Source organism: Chitinophaga sp. YR573, from assembly GCF_900110995.1.
Lineage (GTDB): Bacteria > Bacteroidota > Bacteroidia > Chitinophagales > Chitinophagaceae > Chitinophaga.
Genome location: NZ_FOJF01000003.1, coordinates 732,064 through 750,983 on the forward strand (window position 1 = coordinate 732,064; position 18,920 = coordinate 750,983).

Consider the following 18,920-nt stretch of genomic DNA (forward strand, 5'->3'; position numbering starts at 1 on the left):
AGAAAACGTTATGAAAACTGTAAAGACGCTGCTGGTAACGGCTTTGTACCTCTTGTTTATTATTACATCTGATGCACAGAAGATCTGGCCGGAGCAGACATTTCAAACAAAGCCCTGGACACGATGGTGGTGGATGGGGAATGCTGTGAATGAAAAGGACTTGTCTGCTTCATTAGCTAAGTATAAACAGGCCGGTTTCGGTGGTGTTGAAATAGCCCCTATTTATGGGGCTATAGGATATGAAAAACAATACATTAATTACCTGTCACCGGCATGGGTAAAGATGTTGGACTATACGGTTGCCACTGCCGGTAAACTGGGTATGGGAGTAGACCTTACTACCGGTACGGGCTGGCCTTTTGGTGGCCCGCAGGTTACAACTCAATATGCCGCGTCAAAAATGATTATCCGGCGTTACCCTTCTTTGAAACCAGGGGATAAAATTAAACTGGCTAATGATGATGAAACATTACAATCATTAACCGGGTATGCAGCAGATGGAAGGATCGTGGACCTGATGGATAAAGTAGATAAAGACGGCTTCCTGCAATGGAGAATAGAGGCTGGCGTCTGGGACGTTTACGCCTTCTTTAATGGTAAAACAAAACAGAAAGTAAAACGTGCAGCGCCAGGCGGAGAAGGATTTTCCCTGGACCATTTTTCTGCTCCTGCTTTAAACGTTTATCTGCATCGTTTTGATACTGCATTTCATCAGCGATCACATGGTGTAAGGGCATACTATAACGATAGTTATGAGGTATATGGAGCTGATTGGACTGCTGATTTCACTGAGCAGTTTTATAAGAGAAAAAGGTATGATCTGCAACCTTATATCCGATCATTTTACAGGAAAGATTCATCGGAAACGATGGCCCGTGTCAAATCAGATTACAGGGAAGTAATGTCCGATCTCATTCTCAATAATTTCACCAGGCCCTGGACCCAATGGGCACATCAGTATAAAGCTATCTCTAAAAATCAGGCACATGGTTCACCGGGTAATCTGTTGGATTTATATGCTGCCGTAGATATCCCTGAATGTGAAACCTATGGCTCTACTTATTTCCCTATCCCCGGTCTTCGCCGCGATAGCGCAGATATCAGGAATGTAGATCCTGACCCGGTAATGTTGAAATTCGCTTCTTCGGCAGCACATGTGAACGGGCATCCGCTGGTATCCAGTGAAACCTTTACCTGGCTGACAGAACACTTTAAAACGTCCTTATCACAGTGTAAACCGGAAGTGGAACAATGTTTCCTGGCAGGGGTAAATCATGTATTCTTTCATGGGGTTACCTATTCTCCTGAAGCCGTAAAATGGCCCGGCTGGTTATTCTATGCGTCAACGAACTTTGTACCATCCAATAGCTTCTGGCCGCATTTACCGGGATTAACGAATTACATCACCCGTGTGCAATCTGTATTACAAACCGGTAAACCGGATAATGAATTACTGATCTACTGGCCTATATATGATATCTGGAATAATCCCAAAGGGAATGAAATTACCTTAAAGGTGCATGATATCGACCAGTGGCTACATCCCAGTGCATTTTACAGTCAGGTGGTGAACCTGCAGAAGGCAGGTTATTCTCTGGATTTTATCTCTGATAATCTATTGGAGAAGGCTGCTGTTAAAGAAGGGTTTATTAGTACCAATGATCCTTCCTCTGCCTATAATCTCTCTTCTCCCTATAAAGTATTAATTGTCCCGGCAAGCACCATGATGCCTTTAGGAACCCTGCAAAAGATTATCGCACTGGCTCAGCAGGGTGCTACTGTAATGATAGAAGCGCTGCCGGAAGATGTTCCTGGTCTGATTGATGTGCAGAAGCGCAGAGAACAACTAAAGAAATTATTGGCATCTATTCCTTTTGCTGATAACGGTGTAGCGAAAATGGGCAAAGGCCAGATCATCTTGGCCCCGGATATGCAACAGGCACTGGAACAGCAGGGTATCAGGAGAGAAGCTTTGACTGATGCAGGGTTGAAATTCATCCGCCGCAAAGCAGGGGATGACACTTATTATTACATCGTAAATCATACGCCTAAAACGGTAGACCAGTATCTGCCTGTAAATGCCAGCTCCGGTACTGTTATCATCATGGACCCGCAAACCGGTGATTATGGAAAGGCGACTACTAATAGTACTGGTGTGAAGATACAGTTACAACCAGGTGAAGCCCTGATCCTGAAAGCAACTTCAATCAAGGATACATTACGAGCCTGGACCTATCTGGATAAAAGTTCAACACCTATCTCATTAGACGGCCCCTGGGCTTTGCAATTCACCCAGGGTGGGCCTTATAAACCAGCTCCTGTAACAATGCCCGCATTGGTGTCATGGACAACATTAACAGATACGGCAACGCATTCGTTCTCGGGAACAGGTGTCTACCAGCAGTCTTTTACGCTGCCTGCTACCAATGCAAAAGAATACGTGCTGGACTTAGGAGAAGTGCATGAGAGCGCCCACGTATGGATCAATGGCCAGGATGCCGGGATCCTTTGGAGCATCCCTTTCAAAACGAGGATAGGTAAGTTTTTAAAACCGGGAAAAAATGAGATCAGGATAGAAGTTGCCAACCTGATGGCCAACCGTATAAAATATATGGATGAGCAGAAGATCCCCTGGCGTCGCTACCACGAGATCAATTTTGTCAATATTAACTATACTGATTTTGATGCGTCCGGTTGGAAATTACAGCCTTCAGGCCTGATAGGCCCCGTAGTAATAACGCCTTACATGTAACACAAAAGTTATCTATTGAAAAATATAAAATGGATAACTTTTTCAGAGAAAATGATTAATTTCATTACTCATCAAAGAAAAGGAGGTATTCATGCAATCTACAGAATATTCATGGAAACCTTCGGTTGGTATCGCCTAACCGGGTTGCTCCATAAAAAAAATCTGTTGACGCTAGGCGTCAATGCCCCGGCTTAGTCCGGGGCTTTTTTTTCTCCCATCCTAAAATATTCTCTTTTTTCATTCGTCTGCACTAGTGCAAATGGCGAAGCCCGCTATTTTTAATGTAATTTTAACCCCTGCTAAACCAGCAGGTCTATATATTGTTGTCAATATGAACAAAGTGAAACGTCCCTCTTCTGCACCAGGGCCGGCAAAGCCAAGTATTATGTCTGTTCTGCAACCCTACCGGGGTATGGTGGCCTTACTGATACTCCTGGCCTTGCTGAGTAACGGGCTCAACCTGGTGTTACCCCACATGATAGCGAAAGCCATCGATGCTTATACCGGCGGTACGCTGGAGATGAACACCCTGATTATCGAGTTTTCCATCGCCGCTGTATTGATCTTTGTGTTTACTTATCTGCAAAGTATCATACAAACCTATTCCTCGGAAAAGGTAGCTAGAGAACTTCGTACTGATCTCTCTGCCAAAATCTCCAGACAAACTTTTGCTTATATCCAGAAATCAGATCCCAGCAGGTTACTCACTAACTTAACTTCCGATATTGATTCTATCAAGCTGTTCGTTTCCCAGGCTGTCGTATCTATTGCTTCTTCTCTGTTTATTATTATCGGAGCAAGTGTGTTGTTGTTGTCGATCGACTGGAAACTGGGACTGGTAGTTATCACCATCATTCCTGTGATAGGATTTACTTTCTACACCGTCCTCAGAAAAGTAAGGGTGTTGTTCAAACAGGGCAGGGAAGTGGTAGACTGGCTGAATAAAATCATCAATGAGAGTGTGCTGGGAGCCGCCCTTATCAGGGTACTGAATGCACAGCAACCGGAATACGACCGCTTTATTGTGGCTAATGGTAAATCCAGGGACCTGGGTACTGCTATCATCCGTCTGTTTGCTGGTCTGATTCCTGTAATCAGCTTCATGTCTAACATGGCTTTACTTTCTGTATTATTGTTGGGTGGTCATTTTGTGATTACAGGAGAAATGTCTCTGGGTAATCTGGCAGCCTTCAACAGTTATATCGCCATCCTCATATTTCCTATTATCGTCATCGGCTTCATGAGTAATATCATAGCGCAGGCAACCACCTCTTATGGTCGTATTTATGAAGTGCTCAATGCACCTGACACTGTAGAACCAGGTACGGTTACTGATACGCTGAAAGGTGCTATGGAAATAGAGAATATTTCCTTGTCATTAGGAGGCAAACCGGTGCTGAAAGAGATCTCCTTCTCTGTGAAACCTTCCAGTCGTACCGCAATTATAGGCCCGACAGCGGCAGGCAAGACGCAATTGCTGAATGTGATGATAGGGCTGCTTACAGCTGATACCGGTGAAGTCGTATACGATCATACACATATCAGTGATTATGATAAAGACGTACTGCTGCAACAGGTAGGACTGGTATTCCAGGACAGCATCATCTTTAACATGAGTGTACGTGAAAACATCGCATTCAATGAGAAGGTAAGCGAAGCGCTGATGGAAAAGGCCATCGCTACGGCAGAACTGAAAGAGTTCATTGCAGGACTTCCTGAAGGATTGGAGACCATTGTTTCTGAGAGAGGTTCCAGTCTTTCCGGCGGACAAAAACAGCGTATCATGCTGGCTAGGGCATTAGCTATTAATCCGCGTATTCTGCTGCTGGATGATTTTACGGCCAGGGTGGATACCAATACAGAACAACGTATCCTGGAAAATGTACAGCAGAACTATCCTGATCTCACACTGATATCTGTTACACAGAAAATAGCTTCCGCTGCAAATTATGATCAGATCATATTGCTGATGGAAGGAGAAGTAGTGGCGATAGGCACTCATCCGGAATTGATGCAGTCCTGTCCTGAGTACATACAGATTTACAATTCTCAACGCAGCACCAGTAACTATGAATTACAACCTGAATAAAATAGCGGCCGAGCCGCAACAAAAAAATACCACCGGCCGCGCCCTGAGAAAGCTGTTATCTTTCCTGGGCCCTGAAAAGCGCCGGCTGATCAACGCGTTTTTTACGATTATGATCAGCTCAGGTATTAACCTTACCATACCTTTCCTGATAGGTCATACTATCGATAAATATGTACAGACGAAACAGTATGATGGTATCCTGTTATACTCAGGTATCCTGTTCGTGATGTTTCTCATTTCGCTGACAACAAGTTATGTACAGACGCGCCTGATGGGCGGGGTAGGACAACGTATGTTGTACACGCTGCGTAATGCGGTTTTTACTAAACTACAGGAACTGCCTATCGCATTCTTTAACCAGAATAAAACAGGTGATCTTATCTCCCGTATCAACAACGATACAGATAAAGTGAACCAGTTCTTTTCACAATCATTAATGCAGTTTATAGGTGGTATTGTGACGATGGTGGGAGCGGGTATTTTCCTGTTATGTATTAATATCAGACTGGGACTCGCAACACTGGCCCCTGGTTTGTTTCTGCTGTTGTTTACCCGTTTGATCTCTCCCTGGGTAAAGCGCAGGAATGCAGCCAATATGAAAAGTACCGGCAGTATGAGTTCAGAGATCCAGGAAAGCCTCAGCAATTTTAAAGTGATCATCGCTTTTAACCGTCGCGATTACTTCCGTAAACGTTTTGCTACTGCCAATAAGGAGCAATATAAAACGGCTGTAAGCGCCGGTCTGGTAAATAACATCTTCATGCCTGTATTCAGCTTATGCGCTAACCTGGCGCAATTGTCTGTACTGGCTTATGGGATCTATCTCATTTCTTCCGGTCAGTTTACTGTGGGTTTACTGATCAGCTATCTGTCTTATGCTACCTACTTTTACAACCCTATCCGTCAGCTGGCAGCACTGTGGACTAACTTCCAGGTAGCAATGGCCGGATGGGACAGGATTTCACAGATACTGAACCTGGAATCCAACCTGACAGTAGTGCCTTCAGATGAGAAAGAAGAAGATGCGGCGCTTATCACCTTTAAGAATGTAAACTTCAGTTATCCTGATGGAAAGGATATCCTGCATAATATCAATTTCCGCCTTGAAAAAGGAAAGACCTATGCACTGGTAGGGCCTACCGGTGGAGGTAAAACGACCACTGCTTCACTGATTGCACGTTTATATGATGCAACAGATGGAGAGGTTCTATTACAGGGGAAAGATATCCGCTCTTATTCTCAGGAAGAACGTACCCAAAAGATCGGGTTCATTTTGCAGGAGCCATTTCTTTTTACAGGCACCATAAGAGAGAACATCATTTACGGTAATAAAACCTATGCAGATTATACCAGTGAACAACTGATGGATGTGATGGAAAAGGCGAACCTGCATACCTTACTGGAACGATTCGACGAAGGGCTGGATACAAAAGTAGTATCCAGCGGAGATAGTGTGAGTCTTGGTCAAAAACAGCTGATCGCCTTTATGCGGGCAGTGCTGAGAGATCCTGAGTTATTGGTGTTGGATGAAGCAACGGCAAATATTGATACGGTAACAGAGCAATTGCTGGAAGATATTCTGAAGAGATTACCGGAACATACTACCCGTGTTATCATTGCACACCGTTTGAATACTATTGAGAATGCAGACGAGATCTTCTTTGTAAATGAAGGAGAGATTATCCGTGCCGGTTCTTTTAATCATGCCATGAACATGCTGTTACAGCATGAACGCAGCACCTGATCCTATTATCCGCCAAATCCACTGAAGATACTGAAGATGATGACGCTTAGTACGATCAGTGTGATAATCACATACAGTATATCTTTCTCCATGGCGAATGCCAGTACGGAGAAGGCTATACGGGTGATAGGTGTTGCCAGTAGTACTACTACTCCCAGTTGAATAACAGCCATACCATCCAGCTGGAATACGCCATGCAGGATACCAGGCAGATGTCTTACATATAATGGCGCACCGGTGAATTCAGTATAAGCAGGTGTGCCTTTACCATGAGTGTACAGGTAAATAATACCACCGATAAAAGCAATAATACTGGCGGATATTACTCCCCAGCGAAGCTGCTGGCCTATAAACATTTCTACATCCCTTTCCTGCCAGAACGTTTTTGAAAATAACTTTTTCATAAATTTCTCATTAAGCCGTTGTAAATCATTTCAATTGCCAGCGCTGAAATAACAACACTGAATATCAGCCGTAGCCATTTGGTATTAATTCTCACAAGTAGTTTTGAACCAACAAAAGCACCACCCAATACACCTAATACTACCGGCATGGCGATTCCCGGATCAATATATCCGCGTTGCAGGTATACTACCGCGCTTGCGGCAGCTGTTACACCTATCATGAAATTACTGGTAGTGGTAGATACTTTAAATGGAATGCGCATTACATTATCCATAGCCAATACTTTCAATGCCCCTGAACCTATGCCCAGTAAACCGGATACTACACCTGCCAATGTCATCAGCAGGTAACCACCGGGTACTCCTTTTACTTTATACTCAATGATTTCTCCTTTTACCGGGTAAGAGCTGTTTAAGCGCATCAGTTTAGCCAGCTTGTTATCGCTTTGTGTATCTGCGTGTTCGTTTTTCTTTCTGATAGTCATGGCGGCAGAAAAGAGCAGTACTACGCCAAAGATGATGGCTACCAGGTGAGTGGGGGTATATACTGCCAGTACAGCACCTGCAATAGCACCTGTAGTAGTGGCAATTTCCAGGAACATCCCGATTCTTACATTGGTGATCCCTTCTTTGATATAGGCTGCCGCAGCCCCGGAAGAATTGGCAATAGAGGCTACCAGTGATGCGCCGATAGCGTAGCGGATATCTACATGAAATATGAGTGTAAGCAGTGGTATCAATACTACGCCTCCACCAAGCCCGGTCAGTGATCCAAGCAGTCCGGCAGCAAAGGCTCCCAGCAATAAAATGAGTGTGAATACTAAAATAGACATGACAATATATTTAGAAATTATTCTCCAGAATTAGCCTGACTGTTTTTGCTGCTTTAACAGGCTGTTGCTGCGCTATCGCTTTTAACAACTGAGCATGCAGCTCGTGTGTCTGTTTAAAGACCTGTACATCCATCTGACGCAGTTGGAAGGATTCCCTGATGATGTTGGTGAATGTCTGGTAGAGGTCGGCCAGTACGCTATTATGAGATGCCAGGGCCACTGCTTTGTGAAAGCGGATATCAGCATCTGCGCAGTCGTTGTAGGAGTTATTGCTGATGGCCTGCCACCTGTCTTCCAGGGCGGCCCGCATAGCGGAAAGGTCATTCTCTTCCCGGTGTTGTGCCGCCAGCTGTACGATCTCTACTTCCAGGAGGCTCCGCACGTCGTTGACTTCCTTTTGGGCGGCCCTGCGTAACCGCTGGTCCAGTGGTTCTGCCGCAGCAGGCGGGGCGCATACGAATGTACCTGCTCCCTGCTGCACTCTCAATACCCCTGAATTAGAGAGTGTTTTAATCGCTTCCCTGATAGTGGAGCGACCTACACCGAACTGTTCCATCAGTACCGGCTCCGGTGGGATGAGTTCCCCCGTTTTGTATTTGCCCAGGGAAATCTCCCTTTGCAACTCAAAAATGACCTTGTCGGCCAGCTTGATTGAATGTGCCATAAGAGTAAACATCTGATGTTTGTAAAGGTAAGTACTTTGTATCAAACATCAGATGTTTAATTTAAAAACAATAAAAAAGCCGGCTTCCTACAGGAAGCCGGCCAATATCTAATTAGTTATAAATTATTGAACCAGAGTTGTTTGTTTAGTTTCTACTACAGCATCCAGCCTGTTAGCAGCTTTTACTTTTTCAGGAACACCACGGATATCCCATACGATCCCAAAGAAACCAAGTGTACGGATAACGTAATAAGTGATGTCTATTTCCCACCAGAAGAATCCCTGTTGAGTAGCACTTTGATAGTAGTGGTGGTTATTATGCCATCCTTCTCCCAGCGTTACCAAAGCAAGTAACAGGCTGTTTTTGGACAGATCTCCTGTTTTGTAACGTGGTTTACCCCACATGTGCATTAAAGAGTTGATAGTGAATGTACCATGATATAACAGGGTAGTACTCAGGAAGAAACCTATCAGCAAAGTAGATAAACCGGCATGCCATTCAAATAAGCCATGACCGTTTACCAGGTTACCTGCAAAATATACTGCAATCATCAGCACAACACCTGGTACCCAATGGTATTTGTTTAACCAGAAGAGCTCACGCTGTTTAAAGTCTTTGATAAGCTCATAACGTGTAGGCTTGAATTCAGGTCCCATGATCCAACCCATGTGGGAATACCAGAAACCGTAAATATTAGCTGAATGCGGATCATCCGGTGTATCACTGTGTTTGTGATGCGCGCGGTGATTAGCTCCCCACCATAACACACCTTTCTGCAGGCTGCTTTGTGCGCCACCCGCTAATATAAACTGGAAAAAACGCGATGTTTTATATGTACGATGCGAGAAATAGCGATGATAACCAGCGGTCACGAAGAACATACGGATTACGTACAGTGCAGCACATAAAATCCAGTCGAACAGTGTCACATGTGTGAAGAATGCCAGTAGTGGTAGTAATTGTATACCTATGAAGTCGAACTGTCTTAGCCAGTTGACACCTCCTCTCAGTTGTTTTTCAGAATTCATACCACAAAAGTATTTCATAATTATAGAATAAACAATGACCAAGATCAGCAGTCGGTAATTTACCAACTGCTACCGGATCCTCCACCGCCTGAATCCCCGCCACCCCAGCTATCAGACGATGATGAGCTGGATGAGTCTGAGGAAGAACCCGAGGAACCAGAGGAACTGTCGGAAGAAGATAACATTCCAATAACAAACGCCTCCTTTTCTGTATAGCCACAGAATTTACACTCATAATACTGTAAACCCTGCCCTTTGGTACGGGAAGTAGGGCGTTTAACGGTCTCTTTTTTAGTGGCTTGCAAGGTTTTGTTACTACATTTCGGGCATTTGGCAATATTGCTATAAATACTATCATACCCCAGAACTTTCCTCGTATCACATGTTTTACAGCTCCAGACATCATATATCACAGATCCCTGCTTTTCTTCCATCAGCTGCCCCTTACTCATATAATTTTTCTTATTCTTATTACCGAGTAATTCCATAGGGTTTTTACACTGGTCACAGGAATAAACAGTGCTTCGCAAACGGTCCAGTCTTGCTTTGTGCCATTTGTAATAGAAGAAGAACGGAATAGGAAAGACGATGGCGGCTATACCCAGGTCTTTATGTGCCAGGCTAAATCCTGTATAACGTTGCACCCGATTATTATCATTTAATAACCTGTTGGCATTGATATGCACTAGAATAGTCCGGTATAGCAGGTAAGTCAACCAGTTGAGATACATAATAAGCGGCACTGACCACCAATGGAATGAATAGTTTGTAAACAGGAATACTGCCACTATTTCCAGGGCCGGAAATACATAAATCCATAATCCTGAGAATATTCCCGGATTATAAAGTATAGGAGGATCATTAAATGGTCTTTTATCTTTTTTACTGATAAAAAAGCCTGCGCATATCCTGCTGATAATAACATAAAATACATAAAGAAATATAATGCCATCACCAGGCAATTCCCTGGAAGGAGCGTCAGGTACTGCCTCAAAATTCTCCGGCGTTTCATCTGCCGGAGATTCAGGTTCATTTGCGGTTACAGTCGCACTATCCGCATGATTCAGCACATCTGCCACTGCATTCATGCCTTGCCACATCCCCTCATCATAATCATTCTTCTTAAAAAAAGGCAACATCTTCTGCTGCTGGATCCTGAAACAGATCACATCCGGCAAATCACCTTCCAGCCCATAACCGGTTTCAAATTCTATACGGTGCTGGTCTTCAACCAGTAACACTACCAGTCCATTGTTTTTCTCTTTCTGCCCCGGTTTCCAGGTCCTGAATATCTCATGTGCTATATCCTTAGGTACTTTATCACCTATAGTCTTTAACAGCACTACAGCAACCTGGGCGGTACCCTTCGCAGAAAGATCAGACATTAACGCATTCAGACTGGCTTCAGCTGAAGTACTAACGATATGGTCAGGATTACTCACATAACCACCATGTAACATAGGGTCCGGGATCTTATCTACAGAGAATCCGTTCTTCTTGTCCCCACAGGAAAGGGCAAGGAATGAGATTAAAAAACATACAACAATCACACGCATAGTTGCCCAAAATAATAAATAGATGTTATTGATACGCCAGGTTGTGTAAAATAATACCCAATAAAGGGGTTATTCCCTGTTAAAACGCTTATCTGTCAACGTATTCGGTGCTGGCATGAAATTCCATCTATAAGGGTATATCTATACTTACTATGGCAAGTGCAATCATTTCTTCCTTTTCCAGATACATGGAGATAGCCGGTGATCAGGTATTGTTTACCGGCCGTTTTGCCCGCAATATATTCAGAGGCGGCTTTGAATGGGGAGAGTTCCTGCGTCAGTGTTATATAGTAGGATACAAATCCATTGGCCTGGTAGGCATTACAGGTTTCATCATCGGTTTTGTACTGACACTGCAAACGCAGCCTACACTTAAAACATTCGGCGCACAAAGCTTCGTTCCCAGTATGGTAGCCATCTCCATTATCCGCGAGATAGGCCCTGTGATCATCGCCCTGATCTGTGCTGGTAAAATAGCTTCCAGTATAGGTGCAGAACTGGGTAGTATGAAAGTAACCGAACAGATAGATGCGATGGAAGTATCCAGCGCGAATCCTGTTCAATACTTAGTAGTGACCCGTATTCTGGCTTGTACTATCATGGTGCCGTTGCTGACCATCATGGCAGATGCACTGGCGCTGCTGGGCGGTTATGTAGGCGTGAATATACAAGACCATGTCAGCTTTTCTTTATTCTTCAGAAAATCTTTTTCTGCACTGGAATTCAGTGATGTAATGCCGGCATTGATAAAAACTTTCTTCTTCGGATATGCAATAGGTTTTGTAGGATGTTATAAAGGTTACCATTCAAAACGTGGTACCGAAAGCGTTGGACTGGCCGCTAACTCTGCCGTGGTAAGCGCTTCGCTGTGGATTATCCTGCTGGATGCTATTGCGGTACAGATCACTAACATGATAGTATATTAATTATGAACGATACAAAAACACAGGAACAGGAAGTGGCTGTGCAGGACACAGATTATGTGGTGGTGCGTATACAACATCTGAAGAAATCCTTTGGTGATAATGAGGTATTGAAAGATATCAACCTGGAATTACATAAAGGGGAAAACATTGTGGTACTGGGACGTTCCGGTCAGGGTAAATCCGTTACCATCCAATGTATTGCCGGATTGATGTTACAGGATGAAGGCGGTCTGGAAGTATTGGGTAAGGAAGTGAAAGAAATGACGCGGGATGAATTAAGGGCCATGAGAATCAAAGTAGGATTTCTTTTCCAGAGTGGTGCCCTTTATGATTCAATGACTGTCAAAGAAAATCTTTCTTTCCCTTTAACGAGAGTATTAAAATTAAATGATAAACAGGAGATAGAAAAACGGATACATGAATCATTGGAAAGTGTAGGGCTGGAAGATGCTATTGATAAATACCCTTCGGATCTTTCCGGTGGGATGCGTAAAAGGGTAGGACTAGCCAGAACATTGATCCTTCGTCCGGAAATTATGTTGTATGATGAACCCACTACAGGGCTTGATCCTATTACATCCAGAGAAATAAGTGAACTGATTGTAGCGCTTCAGGAAAAATATGATACTTCATCTATTATCATTACCCATGATATGCTCTGTGCAAGAATTACTGCAGATAGAATAGTTGTGATGAATGAAGGTAAATATATAGCAACAGGCACTTACGATGAACTGGTTAAATCACCAGATGAACTTGTACATAATTTTTTTAAATAAACCGGGTATGCAGAATAAAACTTCACAAAAAATAAAAGTCGGCATTTTTACTACTGCTACGATCTTACTGTTACTGACAGGCATTTTTTTAATCGGCCGGAATAAGAGTATGTTCCGCAGCACTATCATATTATACGGCACATTTAAAAACGTTGGAGGATTGCTGGAAGGGAATAATATCCGTTTTGTAGGTATTAACGTTGGTACTGTGGAAAGCATTGATATTTTATCCGATTCTACTGCCCGTGTAGGATTACGGGTACAGAAGAAAGTACAGCCTTTTATTAAACAGGGTGCTATTGCGAGTATCAGTTCTGATGGTTTGATGGGGGATAAGCTGGTGGCTATTAGTTCTGGTACAAATACTACCAAGCCTGTGAATGATGGAGATGCTATTAATACTGTAGAACCTATGCAACTGGATAAGGTAATGGGCCGTATCTCCGGTGTGGCAGAGAACGCAGAAGTGATTACCGGTCAGCTGGCGGGGATTGTTACACAGGTGAATCAGGGAAAGGGAAGTGTAGGAAGATTGTTGTATAGTGATAGCCTGGCGAAGAGTCTGGAAGGGACTATTAGTGAAGCGAAGGGAACGATGAGGTCTGCTCATAAAGGGGCGGAAGGGTTTAGTGAGAATATGGAGGCGTTAAAGCATAATTTCCTGTTACGTGGTTATTTCAGGAAAAAAGAGAAAGCCCGGGTGAAAGCGGAGCAGGAAGAAAAGAACGATGATAAGGCGGATGAGAAACCGAAGCTAAAGCTAAAGAAGGCAAAGAGTAAAGACTCAACTACTGTGAAGATAGAGAAAGAACAATAGATTTTTGATAGATCATGAACGCATTTTATCTTAGATAAGTTGCGTTCATTTTTTTGTCTATTTTTATCCTCACGTATGAAAACTTTAATCTGCACCACTCCCGGTCAATTTGATTATGGCGAAAGAGAAATGCCAACGGCGGCACCTGATCACGCCATTATAAGAATAAAACGCATAGGTATCTGTGGTACAGATCTCCATGCTTTTGAAGGTACCCAGCCCTTTTTTGCCTATCCCCGTATCCTGGGGCATGAGCTGGCTGGAGAACTGGTCTCTTTTGACAATGCCCCCGGCTTTACTGCCGGTGAGGCCGTTACCTTCATCCCGTATTTCAATTGTGGTACCTGTATTGCCTGTCGCAGTGGCAAGCCTAACTGCTGTACTAATATTCGTGTATGTGGGGTGCATATTGATGGGGGCATGGCGGAATACCTGTCTGTGCCTTCTTATGCACTGGTACACGGACAAGGGTTAAGTATGGATGCACTGGCATTGGTAGAACCATTGGCCATAGGGGCGCATGGCGTTCGCAGGGCAGCAGTGGAACCCGGAGAATTTGTGCTGGTAATAGGAGCAGGGCCGATCGGTTTGGGCATTATGGAATTTGCCCGTATTGCCGGTGCGAATGTCATTGCGATGGATATCAATGAAGGCCGTCTCAACTTCTGTAAGGATAAACTGAAAGTAGCCCATACCATCAATGCAAAAACCGCAGATATAACAGAAGAACTGAAGAGAATCACCAACAATGATATGCCTACAGTTGTTATAGATGCAACGGGTAGTCAGCAGGCTATTAACAATGGATTTCAGTATATGGCACATGGCGCCAGGTATGTGCTGGTAGGCTTGCAGAAGGGCGAACTGGTAGTCAGCCACCCGGAATTTCACAAAAGGGAGGCTACCCTGATGAGCAGCAGGAATGCTACCCGCCAGGACTTTGAACATGTGATAGCTGCTATGAAAAGCGGACAGGTAGATCCTACCACTTATATCACACACCGGGTGGATTTTGGGCAGGTAAAAGATGAATTCGGGAGCTGGTTAAATCCTGCCAATGGTGTAATTAAAGCAATGGTTAGTATAGGTTAAAAAGAACTTTTATTATATTTATCTGATGGAAGAATTAACAGCAGGCAAAGGTTCCCGGGTACAACATGCCCGGTATGGCCCGGGGGTGATCATTGGGGTTAAGTACGCGCAGTTTGTGGTGACATTTATGGATCAGGGTATTATAGAAGTAGATAAAACAGATCCTTTATTTGAGATATTACATGCAGAGAATAAAACGATAGAAGTGGAAACGGTATCAGCTGTAGAAACTTCTTTACTCAAGATATTACGGTTATGGGGAGATGCTTCTGAAATCGTACCATTGGGTGATCGCTGGGAGGGGGGCACTATGCTGCTGCAGCCTAAAGATCCTTCCCTGAAACCCAAAGAAATACCCGTAGAAGCATTTTTTCATAAGATAGTAATGGTACGCGACCGTCTCCGGGTACTGGAACAGCAGATAAACAGTCACAAACTGCTGAGTGATGAAGATAAAGTGAACCTGCAGCAATACATTACCCGGGTTTATGGATCATTGACTACATTCAATGTACTGTTTAAGCAGAAAGAACATTGGTTTGTAGGAGGAAAAGGCAGCGAAGACTAACGGCACGGCCCTAAATTTGTTGTATAGCATAACATTGTTCCATTTAAATACGATGCCATATGAAAGATTTCACATTGGATTTTGACCTGAAAGGTAGCAACTATGTAGTAGTAGTGCAATCGCTCGAATCGAGGGGCATAGAGCATTACAAGGCTGTACTGGACGAAGAACATTCCATCGATTATTTAGTACAGAGTACCGGTATTCTGCAACCAAATCCCGATTATGCTGCCGATCCACAGTTGGTAAGCGCTATTGCTACCCGTATCCTGGAAGTGGTACATGAGGACGATCGTGGAAAAGATGCCACATCCACACTATAGTACTGAGTAGGGCAAATCTATATTAAACGTAGTCCCCTTGTTTACCTTAGAGCTTACGTAGATATTTCCTCCATGCTGTTGCACCAGCTGTCTGCAGATATGCAGTCCCAGCCCGGTAGAGCGTTCATGATTCAATCCTTCTCTTCCTGAAGACGTAAAACGGTCAAAGAGCGCAGGCAATAGTTCGTTGGGTATACCAATTCCCGTATCCGCAACAGAGATCCGGACACCGCCTCTGTGTGGACGCATGCCCAGCGTAATAGCACCATCTTCCGGTGTGAATTTAACAGCATTATGCAAGAGGTTTTCTACCACACGCTGCATTTTACCGGTATGAATATGAGCCTTGATTTCTCTGGGATGAAGTTCCAGCAGTACTCTCCTGTTGTTTTTTGATTGCTGTTCCCAGTTATCACGTACGTTTTCTATCCACTGGTTCAGAGAAATGTAGTTGGTCTGTAATTTAGTGCCGTCACTTTTCTGAGCAGCCAGTAATAACTCTTCAATGATCTGGTCAGACGTTTTACAGGCGTCCATGATCCATTCCATATATTTATTTTCCTGCTCTGGTGTATAGGGATATTCCTGCATCAGGTGTACGACAGAACGAATCCCGGAGATAGGGTTGCGGAGATCGTGTGCTACGATGGCCAGGATTTCCGTTTTCAACCGGTTAGCCTGTGCTATCTCCTCATTCTTTCTCTCAATGGTTTTTATCTTAATAAAATAATTAACATGGTAGGAGTATAACAGGCGGGAGGTAACAAAAAAGCAGAGCATGATTTCCCAGAATACAATATGATTCATCACTCTTGTTACCGGATCTACCTGGAAAAGATGAATGAACAGGCTAAAGATGATGCCCGAAATACCTATCAGCAGTAATAATTCCCATATCAGGAATACAAATACTATTGCTACACACACCACACCTATCAGCAGCATGGTCATGGTGTTTTTAGGGTTATGCTGTGCCGTAAAAGTAACAGACATAGAGGTGCCAATAAACACTAATGAATATAAAAGACTCAGGAAGTGATATTGATTTTGTTTGTTAACCGGAAGGTATCTTCTGACCATGAATATAGTACCTGCTACAAGCGTGGAGCCAGTGATCATGCACAGATTTGTAACGCTTAATTCATGAAACTGCTGAGGGGGAAGAGCATGCGTCTGAGGCAGGAGATTTGCTATAATTCGTACTACAAATGCGGCAATAGCCGTTATGAAAGAAACCAGCCCTGCAATTTTAAGGTTCTGTTTTCTAATTATATAGTAAAATTCCTCCCTGAATGTTTTGTCAACAGGAGTGAACAAGTATAATTTCATGTGTGTCTAAGGCTAGGTGGATTAGTCCGCAATTGCTATTTATCAGCAAGTTAATTATATTTTAATGTCTGTATAAATATTATTGTTCGTAAATTGTCGCGTCGGATTACCTCCGGCTGTTTTTATCCCCTCATACCCCATGAATAACTTTAGAGTGTTTAGAGTTGGTACTATTTGAAAAACTGGCTTCTATGTAAAGCCGCAGCTTTTAACCATAATGCAACAAAACACGACGCCTTTAGAGCATCCGGCAGATATTGCCCGCTATCTTACCAATATTTTGGGTAAGAACAAGGTAAAGGAAATTAAATTCGGTTACAGGCTTGATAAGGACGAACCGGCCGTAAAGTTTAAGATCATATTACGTTTTCCGTATAACCTCTTTGGCCGTAAAAGGATGGAAGAACAAATAGATGCGGAAATAGCACGTGCTCCTCTGTCAGACCAACTGACTACAAAACTGCTCTTTCAGATAGAATAAATAGCTATATTTATGTAACTAAAGATCAGGTTATGGCCGTTAAATTATCTACCATCAGACAGGCTTTCCATTTGCTCAGGAACATCGATTTTGACCAGTTGGGCCGTTTATCATCAAAAATTGATCTGCCTCAGGTAATGGCTACCGTTGGCAAAATGAATGACCAGCAACTGTCTGGTTTAATGAAAATGCTGCAAAGCAGCGGGGGACATAAAAAGGAAGTACCGCCTGTGAATGGCGACTTTTATGACCTGGGAGGGATGCTTTCCCCGGAAGACAGGGAATTGCAGTTACAGGTGCGTGCATTCATGGAAAATGAGGTGCAGCCCATTGTAAATGAGTATTGGCTGAAAGCCGAATTTCCTTTTGAAATCATTCCCAAACTGGCCGCACTGAATATCTGCGGTGTTACTTATGAAGGATATGGTTGTCCTAACAGGTCTTTCCTGATGGAAGGGATACTGGCGATGGAAATGGGCCGGATCGACTGCTCCATCTCTACCTTTTTTGGGGTACAGAGCGGGCTGGCCATGGGGTCTATTTACATGCTGGGGTCCGAAGCTCAGAAACAGGAATGGTTACCTTCCATGCAGAAGCTGGAAAAGATCGGATCTTTTGGTTTAACAGAACCTGAAGTAGGATCTGCCGCTGCCGGGGGATTAACGACAACAGCCAAACGTTCCGGAGATACCTGGATATTGAACGGACAAAAGAAATGGATAGGTAATGCCACTTTCGCAGATGTACTGGTGATATGGGCAAGGGATGTGGATGATAACCAGGTAAAGGGATTCCTGCTGCGTAAAGAACACTCCCGGATTCAGTGTAGAGAAGATGCATGATAAAATGGCCCTGCGTATCGTACAGAATGGGTTAATTACTTTGAAGGATTGTGTAGTGGAAGAGAAAGACCGCCTGGAACATGCCAATTCATTCAAGGATACTGCTAAGGTGCTGCGTATGACCCGTGCAGGTGTGGCATGGCTGGCAGTAGGTTGTGCAAGAGGAGCGTATGAGAATGCTTTGCAATACACGACTAAACGTAAACAGTTTGGAAAGCCTATTGCTTCTTTTCAGCTGATCCAGAATCACCTGGTAGAAATGTTGTCTAATCTTACTGCCATGCAAACCATGGTATACCGTCTTTCTGAATTACAGGACCTGGGTCAGTTGCAGGATGAACATGCCTCTATCGCCAAAGTTTTCTGTTCATTGAGAACACGGGATGTGGTAAGCCGTGCACGTGAAGTGATGGGAGGGAACGGTATTCTGCTGGAATATAATGTAGCACGCTTTGTAGCCGATGCGGAAGCTATTTATTCTTATGAAGGGACTAAGGAGATTAATTCACTGATAGTAGGAAGAGCTATTACAGGCTTCAGCGCATTCGTATAAAAATTGACTTTCAATCTGGCTCCGTCAGGAGCCCCGTGTTTGTAGATATATATTATTCAACAAAATCAGACTCCGTTAGGAGTCCCCTGTTACATCTGTAAATAGGGGACTCCTAACGGAGTCATTATATGGAAGATAT

18 protein-coding genes are annotated in these 18,920 nt (G+C 43.6%); 12 read left to right on the plus strand and 6 right to left on the minus strand.

Features of this window, described 5'->3' with window-relative positions:
* The first annotated feature begins 10 nt into the window (after positions 1 to 10).
* The 3 genes from BMW86_RS29420 (at position 11) to BMW86_RS29430 (ending at position 6,585) form a co-directional block, all read left to right on the plus strand.
* Entirely contained in the window at positions 11 to 2,752 is a 2,742-nt protein-coding gene (locus BMW86_RS29420; RefSeq protein ID WP_089787052.1) for a glycosyl hydrolase, read from the plus strand.
* A 331-nt stretch (positions 2,753 to 3,083) separates the two neighbouring features.
* Entirely contained in the window at positions 3,084 to 4,841 is a 1,758-nt protein-coding gene (locus tag BMW86_RS29425; protein WP_089787054.1) for an ABC transporter ATP-binding protein, read from the plus strand.
* Positions 4,822 to 6,585, plus strand: a complete 1,764-nt coding sequence (locus BMW86_RS29430) for an ABC transporter ATP-binding protein (RefSeq protein ID WP_089787056.1) — start codon at positions 4,822 to 4,824, stop codon at positions 6,583 to 6,585. Before BMW86_RS29425 ends, BMW86_RS29430 begins: the two co-directional genes overlap by 20 nt.
* A gap of 5 nt (positions 6,586 to 6,590) precedes the next feature.
* Here BMW86_RS29430 and BMW86_RS29435 read toward each other — a convergent pair whose 3' ends face one another.
* The 5 genes from BMW86_RS29435 to BMW86_RS29455 all read right to left on the minus strand — a co-directional run bounded on the left by BMW86_RS29435 (position 6,591) and on the right by BMW86_RS29455 (position 11,071).
* The gene (locus BMW86_RS29435; RefSeq protein ID WP_089787058.1) at positions 6,591 to 6,989 is read right to left on the minus strand and encodes a DUF1634 domain-containing protein; all 399 of its coding nucleotides are present in this window, start codon (positions 6,987 to 6,989) and stop codon (positions 6,591 to 6,593) included.
* Complete coding sequence (locus BMW86_RS29440; RefSeq protein WP_089787060.1) at positions 6,986 to 7,822, minus strand: sulfite exporter TauE/SafE family protein; 837 nt, start codon at positions 7,820 to 7,822, stop codon at positions 6,986 to 6,988. Before BMW86_RS29440 ends, BMW86_RS29435 begins: the two co-directional genes overlap by 4 nt.
* 10 nt (positions 7,823 to 7,832) lie before the next feature.
* Positions 7,833 to 8,486: a FadR/GntR family transcriptional regulator gene (locus BMW86_RS29445; protein WP_089787062.1), complete on the minus strand. Its 654-nt coding sequence runs from the start codon at positions 8,484 to 8,486 to the stop codon at positions 7,833 to 7,835.
* Between the two features lie 123 nt (positions 8,487 to 8,609).
* Positions 8,610 to 9,533 carry an acyl-CoA desaturase gene (locus BMW86_RS29450; protein WP_255373039.1) on the minus strand — a complete coding sequence of 308 codons (924 nt, stop codon included), beginning with the start codon at positions 9,531 to 9,533 and terminating at the stop codon, positions 8,610 to 8,612.
* A 41-nt stretch (positions 9,534 to 9,574) separates the two neighbouring features.
* Positions 9,575 to 11,071, minus strand: a complete 1,497-nt coding sequence (locus BMW86_RS29455; protein ID WP_089787065.1) for a TPM domain-containing protein — start codon at positions 11,069 to 11,071, stop codon at positions 9,575 to 9,577.
* Positions 11,072 to 11,223: 152 nt separating this feature from the next.
* Here BMW86_RS29455 and BMW86_RS29460 point away from each other — a divergent pair, with 152 nt between their 5' ends.
* The 6 genes from BMW86_RS29460 (at position 11,224) to BMW86_RS29485 (ending at position 15,576) form a co-directional block, all read left to right on the plus strand.
* On the plus strand, positions 11,224 to 11,997 hold the full coding sequence (locus tag BMW86_RS29460; protein ID WP_089787067.1) for an MlaE family ABC transporter permease: 774 nt from the start codon (positions 11,224 to 11,226) through the stop codon (positions 11,995 to 11,997).
* Between the two features lie 2 nt (positions 11,998 to 11,999).
* A complete protein-coding gene (locus BMW86_RS29465; RefSeq protein ID WP_089787069.1) occupies positions 12,000 to 12,776 on the plus strand; it encodes an ABC transporter ATP-binding protein in 777 nt (258 codons plus the stop codon).
* 7 nt (positions 12,777 to 12,783) lie between these two features.
* Positions 12,784 to 13,593 carry an MlaD family protein gene (locus BMW86_RS29470; RefSeq protein ID WP_089788246.1) on the plus strand — a complete coding sequence of 270 codons (810 nt, stop codon included), beginning with the start codon at positions 12,784 to 12,786 and terminating at the stop codon, positions 13,591 to 13,593.
* Positions 13,594 to 13,668: 75 nt separating this feature from the next.
* Positions 13,669 to 14,685, plus strand: a complete 1,017-nt coding sequence (locus tag BMW86_RS29475) for a zinc-binding alcohol dehydrogenase family protein (RefSeq protein WP_089787071.1) — start codon at positions 13,669 to 13,671, stop codon at positions 14,683 to 14,685.
* Between the two features lie 25 nt (positions 14,686 to 14,710).
* A complete protein-coding gene (locus BMW86_RS29480; protein WP_089787073.1) occupies positions 14,711 to 15,253 on the plus strand; it encodes a hypothetical protein in 543 nt (180 codons plus the stop codon).
* 59 nt (positions 15,254 to 15,312) lie between these two features.
* On the plus strand, positions 15,313 to 15,576 hold the full coding sequence (locus tag BMW86_RS29485) for a hypothetical protein (protein WP_089787074.1): 264 nt from the start codon (positions 15,313 to 15,315) through the stop codon (positions 15,574 to 15,576).
* Here BMW86_RS29485 and BMW86_RS29490 read toward each other — a convergent pair.
* Positions 15,571 to 16,905 (minus strand): sensor histidine kinase, encoded by a 1,335-nt coding sequence (locus BMW86_RS29490; protein WP_089787076.1) that lies wholly within the window; start codon positions 16,903 to 16,905, stop codon positions 15,571 to 15,573. The two genes, BMW86_RS29485 and BMW86_RS29490, sit on opposite strands and share 6 nt — an antisense overlap.
* A 217-nt stretch (positions 16,906 to 17,122) precedes the next feature.
* Here BMW86_RS29490 and BMW86_RS29495 point away from each other — a divergent pair, with 217 nt between their 5' ends.
* Genes BMW86_RS29495 through BMW86_RS33105 form a run of 3 tightly spaced genes read left to right on the plus strand, consistent with a single transcriptional unit; the run spans position 17,123 to position 18,781 of the window.
* Positions 17,123 to 17,386 carry a hypothetical protein gene (locus BMW86_RS29495; RefSeq protein WP_089787078.1) on the plus strand — a complete coding sequence of 88 codons (264 nt, stop codon included), beginning with the start codon at positions 17,123 to 17,125 and terminating at the stop codon, positions 17,384 to 17,386.
* A gap of 32 nt (positions 17,387 to 17,418) precedes the next feature.
* Positions 17,419 to 18,228 carry an acyl-CoA dehydrogenase family protein gene (locus tag BMW86_RS33100; RefSeq protein WP_218149256.1) on the plus strand — a complete coding sequence of 270 codons (810 nt, stop codon included), beginning with the start codon at positions 17,419 to 17,421 and terminating at the stop codon, positions 18,226 to 18,228.
* Positions 18,221 to 18,781, plus strand: coding sequence for an acyl-CoA dehydrogenase family protein (locus BMW86_RS33105; protein WP_218149257.1), 561 nt, complete (start codon positions 18,221 to 18,223; stop codon positions 18,779 to 18,781). Before BMW86_RS33100 ends, BMW86_RS33105 begins: the two co-directional genes overlap by 8 nt.
* The last annotated feature ends 139 nt before the right edge of the window (positions 18,782 to 18,920 follow it).

Coding starts and splice junctions, on each gene's coding strand:
- BMW86_RS29480 (WP_089787073.1), top strand. CDS start 14,711: ATGGAAGAATTAACAGCAGGCAAAGGTTCCCGGGTACAACATGCCCGG.
- BMW86_RS29435 (WP_089787058.1), bottom strand. CDS start 6,989: ATGAAAAAGTTATTTTCAAAAACGTTCTGGCAGGAAAGGGATGTAGAA.
- BMW86_RS29455 (WP_089787065.1), bottom strand. CDS start 11,071: ATGCGTGTGATTGTTGTATGTTTTTTAATCTCATTCCTTGCCCTTTCC.
- BMW86_RS29460 (WP_089787067.1), top strand. CDS start 11,224: ATGGCAAGTGCAATCATTTCTTCCTTTTCCAGATACATGGAGATAGCC.
- BMW86_RS29490 (WP_089787076.1), bottom strand. CDS start 16,905: ATGAAATTATACTTGTTCACTCCTGTTGACAAAACATTCAGGGAGGAA.
- BMW86_RS29495 (WP_089787078.1), top strand. CDS start 17,123: ATGCAACAAAACACGACGCCTTTAGAGCATCCGGCAGATATTGCCCGC.
- BMW86_RS33100 (WP_218149256.1), top strand. CDS start 17,419: ATGGCCGTTAAATTATCTACCATCAGACAGGCTTTCCATTTGCTCAGG.
- BMW86_RS29420 (WP_089787052.1), top strand. CDS start 11: ATGAAAACTGTAAAGACGCTGCTGGTAACGGCTTTGTACCTCTTGTTT.
- BMW86_RS29430 (WP_089787056.1), top strand. CDS start 4,822: ATGAATTACAACCTGAATAAAATAGCGGCCGAGCCGCAACAAAAAAAT.
- BMW86_RS29440 (WP_089787060.1), bottom strand. CDS start 7,822: ATGTCTATTTTAGTATTCACACTCATTTTATTGCTGGGAGCCTTTGCT.
- BMW86_RS29470 (WP_089788246.1), top strand. CDS start 12,784: ATGCAGAATAAAACTTCACAAAAAATAAAAGTCGGCATTTTTACTACT.
- BMW86_RS29450 (WP_255373039.1), bottom strand. CDS start 9,533: ATGAAATACTTTTGTGGTATGAATTCTGAAAAACAACTGAGAGGAGGT.
- BMW86_RS33105 (WP_218149257.1), top strand. CDS start 18,221: ATGCATGATAAAATGGCCCTGCGTATCGTACAGAATGGGTTAATTACT.
- BMW86_RS29475 (WP_089787071.1), top strand. CDS start 13,669: ATGAAAACTTTAATCTGCACCACTCCCGGTCAATTTGATTATGGCGAA.
- BMW86_RS29445 (WP_089787062.1), bottom strand. CDS start 8,486: ATGGCACATTCAATCAAGCTGGCCGACAAGGTCATTTTTGAGTTGCAA.
- BMW86_RS29465 (WP_089787069.1), top strand. CDS start 12,000: ATGAACGATACAAAAACACAGGAACAGGAAGTGGCTGTGCAGGACACA.
- BMW86_RS29425 (WP_089787054.1), top strand. CDS start 3,084: ATGAACAAAGTGAAACGTCCCTCTTCTGCACCAGGGCCGGCAAAGCCA.
- BMW86_RS29485 (WP_089787074.1), top strand. CDS start 15,313: ATGAAAGATTTCACATTGGATTTTGACCTGAAAGGTAGCAACTATGTA.